We start from the raw sequence: 12,324 nt of genomic DNA on the forward strand, positions 1-12,324 counted from the left end.
TACCAGGAGAGACCGTAATGGATATTGTCAGTCGGGTTGAGCTTTCAAGAACAAAAGCTTTTTATCAGTTGCTCGTGGACAGGCTTGGAACTGAGGATTGGGCTGCTCGCAAAGCTGCATATTTGAAGCGCATACGAGAGAAGGAGTCTAAGTTCAACATCAATCTGCCGATAGAGCCTCAGCTCTTCGTACCAGCAGAAGATGACATCGACTGGTACATTCTGGCGTCGTATTTGTATCATGATTTTCCATATAGTGATTGTACTTACCACAGCACGCGTATCTACCCCTATGCAATGGCCATAGGCGCTGTTGCTGACCAGCTTCGCAAAGTTCCATACGTCGATGATGTTCTGGACAAAATGCTAGCAAATAACAACAAACCAGAAACTCAGATTTTTGAGCTGTTGGCGGCATCGTTCTACATGAAGAACGGCTATGAGGTTGCCTTCATCCCGGAAAACAGCATTGTCTGGCCCGATGGAAAAACCAAAAAATCACCGGATATGCTCGTCAAGTTAGGTGATCTGGAGTTCTACGTTGAGTGCAAAAGGTCGGATAAGCAAACCAAGTACTCAAAGACCGAAGAGCAAGCCTGGGCCAACATCTGGCATGAGTTGAGCCAACATATGCTCAAAGTCGCACCGTGGAACATTGTCGATATAATTTTCCATGAGCAGGTCGCCAGTGTGACTTCAGCAGACATAATTAAATCGGTGAATCTCGCCATTAAAGGGGGGACGGGAAAAGCTAATGAGGGTTCAATTAGTGTGGGAATACGAGCCATCGACAAATTAGGGCTCAAACGTCACTACCGAAAATTTTCAGTCAGAGCCAATAGCCCACAGCATGAATTGCTGGTATTTGGGGGACTAGACAGCAATGAGAAGCGAAGTATCTCAACTATCGCTAAGCGAGTTATTCGTCCTGGCACCAATAACGACATTCTCAACATGTTTGTAAAGGATGTTGCAAAGTGCGTTGGAGCTCAGTGGCGCTGCGACCATGAGGTTTCTCTCGGCCTGCGATCCAAGCATTTTAAGAGTTTGTTCAATGACGGAGTGATGCAGATTCCCCCCGATCAGGCTGGCGTGGTGCACATCTGGTATGAGACTTGTGAAGGCATAGAGATCGAGGAACTACGTAGGGATAAAAACATCGAGAATATCTCGGCCTACGATGCCTCTAAAACAACCGTGTTGGGTACTTTCCTGCATGCCGTGAATTACTACCCGTCTGAGGAAAACTATGAGTGGGCTGAGACCGTGCAACACTTTGCCCGCGTACCGCATTTGATGGATCTCTTCCCTATACAGTCATTGATGCTCGCATCTGACTCGACGCATGGGGTCGAAGACGTCACACATTGGGAGCAAGATAAGGCCGCAAAAATCACGCGTTGAACGTGGCTGGAGTAGGACGATGCTGGGAACATAACTATTCAACACGTTTCATGGTTTCATCACCTGCTCCCCGCTGATTAACATACAGTATCGTTGGGTGGTATGGACAATTTCCTACGTCCGCTTCACGCCCTGAGACATTCGACAAGTTTTTTTCGTTTCAGATCCGCTTGTGAAATCACCTTCTCCGCCTCCTAATTTTAAGTTTTACCAAACTAATTTCTCCTTCATCTCTTCTCGCGTGGATACAACACTTAGCCGGTTACTGCTGCCTTGTCAGCGCCCTGCAACCAGAGCTGAGGTTGCCACCATTCCGGTGTTGCTCGCCCGGGTTTACCGGTATCCACCTTTATTAATAGTGTTCCATATCGGATATCTGTTTACTCATTATCAGGGAAAATATCTGCTGCAGCGGTATATATACCTGTAAATCAAAAGGAGAAATGTCATGTGTAAAAATGGAGTTAATAAAAGTGTTTTGCCCGTCGTTATCTCCCCTGAAGTTTGGGAAAAAACTGTCAGGTATCCTCAGAAACCTGAAATGGAGCGTAAGCGGTTAGGAGAACTGTTAATGACCACGTTGATTTACTTCTGTTCCGCGGAACCTGGTTCCAGTCCGGTAAATTACGGTATCTGGTGTCTGCCCCAGGACAGCAGCATAAAAGTTTCTGAGCTGGTAAGGCTACAGTTGGATTACTCCATGGCGTATATCTCTGTTCACTTACGTAGTTAGTAGCCTGATTTAGTCTTTTCATCTCCTGGCGGAGGACTTCTCCGCACATGGAGAAGTCCTCTGCTTCTGTCAGAGGAAAAAAATATGGAAAGAATCACGGATGTTTATCAGCAGGTAACGGATGAAATTATTGCAGCTGTGGAAGAAGGCTGCATTCCCTGGATACGCCCCTGGCGCGACGGGGAACCGGTTTTCCCGGTTAATGCAGCGCTTAACCGCGCCTATAACGGCATTAATATTCCGCTATTGTGGCGTAGTGCCGACAGGAACGGCTTCGAACATGACCGCTGGCTAACGTTCCGCCAGGCCCTTAATGTGGGGGGTAATGTGCGCAAAGGAGAGAAATCGACGCTGGCCGTACTCTACCTGCCACAGGAGCGCGAAGAAAAAGACAAAAATGGCGAGCCGCTCTTCGACAGCAATGGTCAGCCGAAGAAGCAGCACTTTGCCCTGCTGCGCACATTCAGACTGTTTAATCTTGAGCAGTGTGATGGACTACCGCAGGCCTGGAAGCAACCCGTTATCCAGGTCAGCGCACCAGTTGAAGCCGCGGAAGCGGTTATCAGCCACAGTGGAGTACCGGTGGTTCACCGGCGCCAACAGCGGGCGTATTACTATCCGCATCGTGATGTGATAGTGATGCCGCATCCGGAGCAATTTGATAACGCGGATGAATATTATGGCACCCTGCTGCATGAAATCACCCATGCCACTGGCCATCTGACGCGGCTTGCACGCGAAGGTATCACGTCAGAGAACAAAACCTTTGGCGACCCGGTCTACGCATTTGAAGAACTGGTCGCAGAGATGGGGTCAGCTTTCATCTGCGCCCAAACCGGTATCCGGGCTAATCTGCAACACGCCGGATACATCGAAAGCTGGCTGCGGGTGTTAAGAAATGACAAACGCGCCATTATCCGTGCCAGCGGCCTCGCCCGCAATGCCTGCGAATGGTTGCTGGAAAGGGTTAACCAGCCGGTGCAAATCACTGCCTGACCTGTGCCCCCTTCACGTCAGGAGGGGGCTAAAGGGTAAAAAGCAAAAAGGCTGTTCAAAGGAAGGGGATAAAGGAAACGGACCTGCCCTGAAAGGATTTAATATGCTGAAATGGCTGAGACAAAAGGCCTCACCTGCACCAGACGCAGAACTACCTGAAGGCTGGTTCAGACCTGCGTCAGCTGAAACGCTTCTGGCGTTCACGCCACGACAACAGCTTCTTAATCAACTCCGGCAGTATACTGCAGTACCAGACACTATGTTCGACCAGCTATACCTGACGCCGGTTAATCGTTTAGCTGAACTGGTTCAGCTGTTCCCCGCCTCTGAAAATCACCATCATTCGACACCAGGCGGCATGCTGGATCACTGTCTGGAAACCGCCTGCCTTGCCGCCAGACTGCGGCAGAATTATCTTTTACCCCCTTCTGCGCCCACGGAAATACAGTCGCGACAAACCGAGGTCTGGACGGCAGCGGTTATCTATGCGGCATTACTGCATGATTTGGGCAAGATTGCTGTTGACGTTCATGTTGAACTCAGTGATGGCAGTACCTGGTATCCATGGCTGGGACCAGTCTCTCTTCCCTGGCGATTACGCTACCCGGGGCAGGGTAAAGATTATCGTCTTCATCCTGCTGCTGCCGCACTTCTCTGTACACAGATCCTGCCGCAGCGGGCACTGAGCTGGCTGGCCGGTTACCGCGAGGCATATGCCGCGCTGATCTATTGCCTGACTGGACATTATGAACATGCTGGTATTTTGGGTGAGCTGGTGCAGAAAGCTGACCGTGCATCGGTGGCGCAGAATCTTGGAGGAGACGCAGCTAAAGCAATTCAGCAGCCATTGACGTCTTTCACCCAGCAGATTGTCAGTGCCCTTCGCTATCTGGTACAGAATGAATTTAAACTCAATAATTCAGATTGTGGTTCCGATGGCTGGCTTACGGACAACGCGCTGTGGTTAATCAGCAAAACCACGGCTGATCGTATTCGTGCTTACCTGTTAGGGGTGGGGATCACCGGTGTTCCTGACAGCAATATTCGCCTGTTTGATGAAATGCTGGCGCATAAAATTGTAGTGCCTAACGGCGATAAAGTGATATGGCCCTGTACGGTGACATCTGATAGTGGCTGGATGGCCGGTGTTCCACTGACATTACTTAAGATTTCCCCTGCATTAATCTGGGAAACAGGTCAGCAACGGCCTGCGCTTTTTAGCGGGAGTGTTGAACCTGTGGTGAAGAAACAGCAGGCAGTGTCTTTTCCTGAATCAGCTACTGAACAAAAAAATGATGCTAAGGCCCTTTTTAACCAACCGGGGACTTCAGGCGGAGATATGTTTATCAAGTGGCTGAAAACGGGCGTCAGTTCAGGTCATCTACCTGTGAATGAGCCCACAGCCCTGCTCCATGTCATTGAGAACCAGCTGTTTCTTGTCTCACCCGGGATCTTCAAACGTTACGTAAAAGAAACGTCTGGCGCCACGGGCGATGAGTGGAAGCTGGTGCAGAAAGATTTTCAGAAGTTGCAGCTGCACCGCCGTGGTAATGACGGTGTCAATATCTGGACTTGTGAGGTCAAAGGGCCACGAGGTGTTAGTAATATCAAAGGGTATTTATTAATTGACTCATCATCTGTTCTCGGCGAGAAAATGTGGAGTGATAACCCATGGCTAAAACTCAAGACAAGTGTGCCGCCTGAATCGTATTGATTATTTCAGAAGGGATAATGATACTCCTAAAAAAGTTAACGCACCAAGGTAACTGGCCTGTTGACGATAACCAGTGGTTGTTTTTACCTTCAGCGCCACCGATAGCCATACCGCAATTCTGCGGAAAAAAATCCTAATGACAATGAATAGAAATTTGAGCAAATGCATAACATAATTGAATGCGGCATGGCGAATGCACCTGAAGTTATGTCGGTAATTCCTGAGAAAGAAAAATTTCGCGCCACACTGAGGTAAAACTGGCAAGCTGGAGCATTCCCGGTTCCATAGACACTTCCTCTAACGCATTACTGATTACAAGAGTGCCAGACAGACTTGCGGCAACTTGCCCAGTTTCGATGCGCTGAAACTGTTGCTGACTTGTACCAGAAAGTTCAGCATTTACTTTTGTGTTATTGATAACGCAGCTCCATACTCTTTGATTTTATTATCTTTTATAATGTATACCTTAACTCAGATCCTCACCCCACTCAACATACACATATACGAGAAAAAAACACAAATAGGTGTTTTTATAATTTTGCACATATCCTATAGCACCTTAACTATTAATATCCGCAAGATAATTGTTCTGAACCCTGAACTTGCTCCCTGTCAGTCTAATCTTTCCAGGGAAACTCATACGGACTCACCCATCCGGCACGATTCGCATCCAGATAGTCGGCCCACCACTGCATCATCTTCTCGCGCTCATGAATATGCCTGGCCTTATGAATATAAGCTGCACGTACCTTTTTGCGCTCCTGATGGCTCATCTGACGTTCGACTGCTTCACCTGACCATTTACCAGATTCGACAAGTGCACTGCATGCCATTGTGCGAATACCATGCCCGCAAACATCTTTTTGGGTGTCATAGCCCATCACCCGCAGGGCTTTGTTAATGGTGCCTTCACTCATCGTTTTATTTAAGTTACGAACTCCGGGGAACACCAGAAACTGTCCTTCACCCTGCAGATGCTGTATGCGTTTTAATATCAGGACAGCCTGCCGCGATAACGGCACCAGATGAGTGGAACGCATTTTGGCCCCACGTTCAGAGAATTTTACCCCCTCAAGGGGTTCTCTTCGGTCCGGAATGGTCCACAAGGCTCTTTTAAGATTAATTTCATCCCAGCGCGCAAAGCGCAGTTCACTGGAGCGGATAAAGATCAGCAGGGTAAGCTGCAGGGCTAATCGGGTTTGCTCATGACCTTTATAGTGGTCAATACGTCTCAGAAACTCTGGTAACTGTTCCAGCTCGAGTGCGGGAAGGTGCCGGGTATTACTGGTGGCTACCGCCCCGCTGAGAACCTGAGCCGGATTGTAATCGATAATGCCATTCTGCACGGCATAACGCATAACAGCTGCAGTGCGCTGCTGCAGGCGGCGCGCAACATCAAGTTTTCCCGCTTTTTCTACTATTTTGACAGGCTCAAGCAGTTCTGGCACTTTAAGTTTTTTGATATCCCGCGAACCAATACGCGGAAAAACATACATCTCAAAATAGCGTTTTACTCTTTCAGCATGCTCTTCTGACCAGGTACGGTTACTGACCAGCCAGTCCAGGGCAACAGATTTGAAGGTATGCTGTGGAACAGCGTTGCGCTTTTCCACTTTCCGCTTTTCACCAGGATCAACTCCGGCCGCTAACATAGCGCGTGCCTCGTCTTTCAGCCTTCTGGCTTCAGCCAGAGTGACAGAAGGATAAGGTCCAAACGAGAGCTTCTTCTCTTTGCCAGTATAACGATATTTAAGATACCAGAACTTTGATCCGCTGGTGTTTATCAACAGATAAAGACCATGGGCATCACTGAGCTTATAAGCCTTCTCAGAGGGCTTCGCGTGTAAGACAGCGCGATCAGATAAAGGCATTTGGGGGCCTCACAAAAATCGAACTGGAGAAGCCCCCAATTTGGCCCCCAGATGGCATGGCTGTCAACGCACAGAGATGCAACAGCACGCACTAACTGATTTCTGTTGAAAAATGGTTTATGTGGGGATTTCGGATGATTTACAGTGGCTTATGCACCGCCACGGAAGGATACGGACGAAAAAAAAGTCACCCTGAGGTGACTCTTTTCTGAAGCAATGGTGCCCGGGGCGGGACTTGAACCCGCACAGCCATAAGCCGAGGGATTTTAAATCCCTTGTGTCTACCGATTTCACCACCCGGGCGAGGTGTAAAGTGGAGGCGCGTCCCGGAGTCGAACCGAGGTAGGCGGATTTGCAATCCGCAGCATGGCCACTCTGCCAACGCGCCTTAATTCTTGCTGCCTTTTCAGGCTGTTACCAGATGGTTTCTGATAACTTAATCTGGAGCGGGAAACGAGACTCGAACTCGCGACCCCGACCTTGGCAAGGTCGTGCTCTACCAACTGAGCTATTCCCGCAATTATCAGCTAACTATTTAATAAGTTTATTCAGAATTCATCCGAACTCGCTGATTTAATTTATCTTCTGGCGCTTAGCTGCCGTTCGATGCGTTGCATTCTACTGACCTGAGGAAATGAGTCAATAAAATTATCCTCACTCCGTGTCCGTTTGCTGCTTTTTAAATCGTATCGATCACCGTTCAAACAAATCGCTGCGTGCGGCGCTTAAATACTGGAACATTGACCAGAACGTCAGCACCGCCGCAATATACAACGCCACCACGCCAACACCTTCGACCATCGCATCAGGACGCCATAACAGCGCGAACAGCGCCATCATCTGGGCCGTCGTCTTCACTTTGCCGATCCACGAAACCGCCACGCTACTGCGTTTTCCAATCTCCGCCATCCACTCACGCAGCGCAGAAATAATTATTTCCCGGGCGATCATGGTGGCTGCCGGCAGTGTTATCCACCAGGCGTGAAAATGTTCGGTAACCAGCACCAGCGCCATCGCCACCATCACTTTATCAGCGACCGGATCGAGAAAAGCGCCAAACCGCGTGGTTTGCTTCCAGCGACGGGCCAGAAAACCGTCAAACCAGTCGGTAACCGCCGCAACAATAAAAATCAGTGCGCAAGCCAGAGGGGCCCAATGAAATGGCAGATAGAACGCCAGCACAAAGAACGGAATCAGGATGACACGAAACAGGGTGAGCCACGTCGGAATATTAAATTGCATATGCTACGGTAACTGTCTGGCCGGAGTAGGATTTACCTGTATGTTGCAACATTGTACCCTGCTATTCAATGCTAGTGTTTCAGCGAGTGGAAGATTTTTTCCGCAAGAGCATGGGAAATCCCCGGTATTTTGGCGATTTCCTCTACCGTTGCGGCCATCAGGGGCTGAAGTCCCCCCATGTACTTAAGTAGCTGCTGGCGGCGCTTCGGCCCGATTCCTTCAATCAATTCTAACGCGCTGGTGTTCTTCACTTTAGCCCGTTTGTTACGATGACCCGTAATTGCATGATTGTGAGAGTCGTCACGAATATGTTGTATCACATGTAATGCTGGTGAGTCTGGCGGCAGAGAAAATCCCTCGCCATGCGGTTCAAGAAACAAAGTTTCCAACCCGGCTTTACGATCGCTGCCCTTCGCTACACCTAATAACAACGGGTGATGCTTATCCCATGGTACATCAAGTTCGGCAAATACGTTTTTTGCCTGCGTAAGTTGCCCTTTACCACCATCGATTAGGATCACATCAGGGATTTTACTCTCTTCCAGCGCCTTGCCATAGCGACGGCGCAGTACCTGGTCCATTGCCGCGTAATCATCACCAGGGGTGATGCCGCTAATATTGTAACGGCGGTACTCCGCGCGCAGCGGACCATTGCTGTCAAAGACCACGCAGGAGGCAATGGTCTGTTCGCCCATCGTATGGCTGATATCAAAACACTCCATCCGTCTGATAGCCGGCAGTTTGAGGGTCTCCGCCAGCGCTGACAGCCGCTGATGAATGGTGGACTGCTGCGCCAGTCGGGTCACCAGCGCGGTGGCGGCATTGGTGCGCGCCAGCTTCAGATAACGCGCGCGGTCACCGCGCGGCTTGCTCTGAATATTGATACGACGTCCGGCCATCTCGGTTAACGAGTCGGCTAAAAGTTCGCGTTCCGGCAAGGCGAAATCCAGCAGTATCTCAGACGGCAAACTGCGAGCTTCACTACCCTGCAGATAAAACTGGCCGACAAAGGTTTGTACCACTTCCGCCAGTTCAGTACCGCCCGGTACTTTCGGGAAATAGCTGCGGCTGCCCAATACTTTACCCTGGCGGATAAACAGTACGTGCAGGCAGGCCGTCCCGGCATCAAAAGCCACGCCAATCACATCCAGGTCGTCACCCTGATTCGAGACAAACTGCTTCTCGGTCACACGCCGTACCGCGTGGATCTGGTCGCGCAGCCGCGCAGCTTCTTCAAATTTCAGCGCGCTGCTGGCCTGCTCCATCCGGCTGACCAGCAAATTCAGTACCTGATCATCTTTACCAGAGAGAAACAGACGTACGTATTCGATCTGCTGTGCGTACTCCTCTTCACTGACCAGCCCACTGACGCACGGTCCGAGGCAACGTCCAATCTGATATTGCAGACAGGGGCGCGAACGGTTGCGATAGACGCTGTTTTCGCACTGACGCACCGGAAAGATTTTTTGCAACAGCGCTAAGGTCTCACGGACTGCATAGCCGTTGGGAAACGGGCCGAAGTACTCCCCTTTCGCATGCTTAGCGCCACGATGAGACGCCAGCCGCGGATGAGCATCCGCACTGAGGAAAATATAGGGGTAAGATTTATCATCACGCAGCAGCACGTTGTAGCGCGGCTGATACAGCTTGATGTAGTTATGTTCCAGCAGCAGCGCTTCGGTTTCGGTATGGGTGACGGTGACATCGATCTGGCAGATATTCCCCACCAGCACTTCTGTCTTGCGGCTGCCAGGATTGCCGCGAAAATAGCTGGAGAGGCGCTTTTTCAGATCTTTGGCTTTGCCAACGTAGATGACCGTACCATCAGCATCATACATCCGGTAAACACCGGGCTGGCTGGTAACGGTCTTCAGAAAGTATTTTGCATCAAACGCTTCATTCACTGCTAATCAACGACTCCGCATTAAACATGCCATGACGAATGGCTAAATGCGTTAACTCAACGTCGCCACTGATATTCAGCTTACTGAACATGCGGTAGCGATAGCTGTTAACCGTCTTCGGGCTGAGGCTCAACTGCTCAGAAATCTCGGTAACCTTCTGCCCTTTCGTGATCATCAGCATAATCTGTAATTCACGTTCCGACAAACAGCTGAACGGTGATTCTGCTTTTTGCGGTTCGATCTGGCTGAGCGCCATCTGCTGGGCGATGTCAGAAGCAATATAGCGCTGGCCGGAATGCACCGAACGAATCGCGCTGATCACTTCCTGCGGCGCCGCGCCTTTACTCAGATAGCCAGCAGCACCCGCCTGCATCACTTTTGCCGGTAACGGATTTTCGGTATGGATGGTCAGCATAATAATTTTGATATCAGGGTTAAAACGCACAATTTTGCGTGTGGCTTCCAGCCCGCCAATGCCCGGCATATTCATATCCATCAACACGACATCAACGTTATTCGCACGACACCATTTGACTGCATCTTCGCCGCAGTTTGCTTCACCGGCTACCAGAATGCCTTTGATATCTTCCAGTATGCGACGAATCCCTGCGCGTACCAGTTCGTGGTCATCAACAAGAAGAACGCTGATCAAAAGATCTCTCCACAATGGTCGAAGGTGAAAGTAACCGTTAACAGGCAAATTTAGCAGCTAATGTTACTCTTTTTTCGCTCAGGAATGAACATAAATCACCGTTTGGCCTGTAATGTTTTATGTTTTTCAGATGACAAAATAATTATCATGAAAAGAAGTATTTTTTTAGTATCGTTTAATCTTGTATATAATTAAACTTAATTACATCAATGGTAATTATCTTGTAAAAAAATATAAAGCATTAATAATCAAATAGTTAAAAAAGGTAACAGCTTTTATCACTATTACATGTGCTAATAACAGTTTTGCTGCTACTTAAATTGGCAGGCGCTGCCGCCGGTTATTTCAATAAATAGCTTAACGCTCAGTTATCTGCCTGGCGACGTCGCGGCGGGAACGGCAAACGTAACGGTCATTGGGGTTAGTCGTTGGCTGAGTTGTGATATACTTTCACCACTTTTTTATTCACATAACCTCATGGTTATGTGCGCAATAGATGTCCTCAAGGAGACAGCAATGAGCCAGATCGACTTTACCACTTCAGAACATACCCAGGCACTGGCCAATGAGGTTGCCTGCCTCAAAGCTATGGTTACCCTGATGCTGAAAGGCATGGGTCAGGCAGACGCCGGAAAAGTCATCATTAATATGGAGAGATTTATCGCTCAGCTGGAGGATCAGAACCAGGCGGACGTGTTTAGCAATACGATCAAACAGATCAAATTCGCCTACCGCCAGTAACAGGATTATCCACAAGCCCATTGATTTTACGTCCCGGTTAGCCCATTTTAGCTGTTTTGGGTTTAACAGAGCGCAACAATGGGCTTACTTATCAAGGCAATACTCGGGGCGGCAGTCGTCGTACTGATTGGTTTTCTGGCAAAGACACGTAACTACTATATAGCCGGGCTGATCCCGCTGTTTCCCACCTTTGCGTTGATCGCCCACTATGTTGTAGTGACGGAACGCGGCATTGAAGCGCTGCGTACCACCATCCTGTTTGGTATGTGGGCGATCCTGCCCTACTTTATCTACCTGTTATCTTTGTGGTACTTCGTCGGTTTTATGCGCCTGCCCGTCGCCTTTGGCAGCGCGATCCTGTGCTGGGTCCTCGCTGCATGGCTGCTAATCAGCTTGTGGTCGCGCTGGGCATAACTAGCGACCGCGGGCATGCCAGTTCACGGAAACGCCTAACGAAGGCAGAACCTCCTCCGGACTGAAGCGGCGCGCACCATGATATTTATCCGCCAGCGTTGGCTGATTCACCGGGATCTTCACCGCAAATAAATTATCTTCTGAGTTAATCAACCCGGGAGTGAGCGGTTCGTATCTGACCTGGTACTGTTCAAACATTTTTTCCAGCATCGGCGTGGCAGCACTGACGACATGTTGAATGCCGCAGTTTTCCGCCATCTGTAGCGCATGCCACAAAATATTCAGCGGCAGCTCTTTATCGATCTCCAGCCGGGCAGAAAAACGTGACATTTCCCAGGTTGCATCAATATCAAACGGCACAGTGATACCATCGCTAACATCCGTATCCTGCCATTTCATCAGCCGCGCGCAGCCACTGATACCGTGTTGCGCACTCCATGCAATCAGCCAGTTGACGTCTGAGCGATCAAATCGATCATACTCCTGACCGGGTGTCCGCAGCCGCGATGGAATAGACCAACCTTCGCCACGCGCAAACACGTTGTAGCGGTAACTTCCTAACTCCGCCAGCAACGAGGATGGCATGTCCTTAAGCTGGGTTTGAATAATCTTCATCACTGTCCCCTGTCGCATCCCCTCGTAGATGCCGCGAGG

At 49.5% G+C, this 12,324-nt stretch carries 10 protein-coding genes and 3 tRNA genes; 5 read left to right on the plus strand and 8 right to left on the minus strand.

Annotated features, from left to right (window positions below):
• Window positions 1–17 precede the first annotated feature (17 nt).
• From JWF83_RS20805 to mobH, 3 genes are all read left to right on the plus strand, one after another.
• Window positions 18–1,403, plus strand: coding sequence for a hypothetical protein (locus JWF83_RS20805; RefSeq protein ID WP_413652323.1), 1,386 nt, complete (start codon window positions 18–20; stop codon window positions 1,401–1,403).
• 817 nt (window positions 1,404–2,220) lie between these two features.
• On the plus strand, window positions 2,221–3,132 hold the full coding sequence (locus JWF83_RS20810) for an ArdC family protein (protein WP_413652324.1): 912 nt from the start codon (window positions 2,221–2,223) through the stop codon (window positions 3,130–3,132).
• A gap of 103 nt (window positions 3,133–3,235) precedes the next feature.
• Complete coding sequence (mobH, locus tag JWF83_RS20815) at window positions 3,236–4,846, plus strand: MobH family relaxase (protein WP_413652325.1); 1,611 nt, start codon at window positions 3,236–3,238, stop codon at window positions 4,844–4,846.
• 617 nt (window positions 4,847–5,463) lie between these two features.
• Here mobH and JWF83_RS20820 read toward each other — a convergent pair.
• The 7 genes from JWF83_RS20820 to uvrY form a co-directional block, all read right to left on the minus strand.
• The gene (locus tag JWF83_RS20820; RefSeq protein ID WP_413652326.1) at window positions 5,464–6,717 is read right to left on the minus strand and encodes a tyrosine-type recombinase/integrase; all 1,254 of its coding nucleotides are present in this window, start codon (window positions 6,715–6,717) and stop codon (window positions 5,464–5,466) included.
• Window positions 6,718–6,934: 217 nt separating this feature from the next.
• Window positions 6,935–7,020 (minus strand) — tRNA-Leu (locus tag JWF83_RS20825).
• A gap of 11 nt (window positions 7,021–7,031) precedes the next feature.
• Window positions 7,032–7,105 (minus strand) — tRNA-Cys (locus JWF83_RS20830).
• A 54-nt stretch (window positions 7,106–7,159) separates the two neighbouring features.
• Window positions 7,160–7,235, minus strand: a tRNA-Gly gene (locus JWF83_RS20835).
• A 175-nt stretch (window positions 7,236–7,410) separates the two neighbouring features.
• Window positions 7,411–7,959 carry a CDP-diacylglycerol--glycerol-3-phosphate 3-phosphatidyltransferase gene (pgsA, locus tag JWF83_RS20840; protein WP_413652327.1) on the minus strand — a complete coding sequence of 183 codons (549 nt, stop codon included), beginning with the start codon at window positions 7,957–7,959 and terminating at the stop codon, window positions 7,411–7,413.
• Window positions 7,960–8,030: 71 nt separating this feature from the next.
• Window positions 8,031–9,863 (minus strand): excinuclease ABC subunit UvrC, encoded by a 1,833-nt coding sequence (gene uvrC / locus JWF83_RS20845; protein WP_413652328.1) that lies wholly within the window; start codon window positions 9,861–9,863, stop codon window positions 8,031–8,033.
• Complete coding sequence (gene uvrY / locus JWF83_RS20850; protein ID WP_413652329.1) at window positions 9,856–10,515, minus strand: UvrY/SirA/GacA family response regulator transcription factor; 660 nt, start codon at window positions 10,513–10,515, stop codon at window positions 9,856–9,858. The genes uvrC and uvrY overlap by 8 nt, the downstream gene beginning before the upstream one ends.
• Before the next feature lie 516 nt (window positions 10,516–11,031).
• Here uvrY and JWF83_RS20855 point away from each other — a divergent pair.
• On the plus strand, window positions 11,032–11,256 hold the full coding sequence (locus JWF83_RS20855) for a DUF2594 family protein (protein ID WP_413652331.1): 225 nt from the start codon (window positions 11,032–11,034) through the stop codon (window positions 11,254–11,256).
• 78 nt (window positions 11,257–11,334) lie between these two features.
• Complete coding sequence (locus JWF83_RS20860) at window positions 11,335–11,670, plus strand: GlpM family protein (RefSeq protein ID WP_413652333.1); 336 nt, start codon at window positions 11,335–11,337, stop codon at window positions 11,668–11,670.
• Here the strand turns inward: JWF83_RS20860 and JWF83_RS20865 are convergent, their stop codons facing one another.
• Window positions 11,671–12,285, minus strand: coding sequence for an autoinducer synthase (locus JWF83_RS20865; RefSeq protein ID WP_413652335.1), 615 nt, complete (start codon window positions 12,283–12,285; stop codon window positions 11,671–11,673). It lies immediately after the preceding gene.
• Window positions 12,286–12,324 lie beyond the last annotated feature (39 nt).

Origin of the sequence: Pantoea sp. B65 (assembly GCF_047308185.1) — a bacterium.
Taxonomy (GTDB): Bacteria; Pseudomonadota; Gammaproteobacteria; order Enterobacterales; family Enterobacteriaceae; genus Erwinia.

Excerpts from the sequence above, each read along its gene's own strand:
- JWF83_RS20805 (WP_413652323.1), top strand. The coding sequence starts at position 18 with ATGGATATTGTCAGTCGGGTTGAGCTTTCAAGAACAAAAGCTTTTTAT.
- JWF83_RS20860 (WP_413652333.1), top strand. The coding sequence starts at position 11,335 with ATGGGCTTACTTATCAAGGCAATACTCGGGGCGGCAGTCGTCGTACTG.
- JWF83_RS20855 (WP_413652331.1), top strand. The coding sequence starts at position 11,032 with ATGAGCCAGATCGACTTTACCACTTCAGAACATACCCAGGCACTGGCC.
- mobH (WP_413652325.1), top strand. The coding sequence starts at position 3,236 with ATGCTGAAATGGCTGAGACAAAAGGCCTCACCTGCACCAGACGCAGAA.
- JWF83_RS20865 (WP_413652335.1), bottom strand. The coding sequence starts at position 12,285 with ATGAAGATTATTCAAACCCAGCTTAAGGACATGCCATCCTCGTTGCTG.
- JWF83_RS20820 (WP_413652326.1), bottom strand. The coding sequence starts at position 6,717 with ATGCCTTTATCTGATCGCGCTGTCTTACACGCGAAGCCCTCTGAGAAG.
- JWF83_RS20810 (WP_413652324.1), top strand. The coding sequence starts at position 2,221 with ATGGAAAGAATCACGGATGTTTATCAGCAGGTAACGGATGAAATTATT.
- pgsA (WP_413652327.1), bottom strand. The coding sequence starts at position 7,959 with ATGCAATTTAATATTCCGACGTGGCTCACCCTGTTTCGTGTCATCCTG.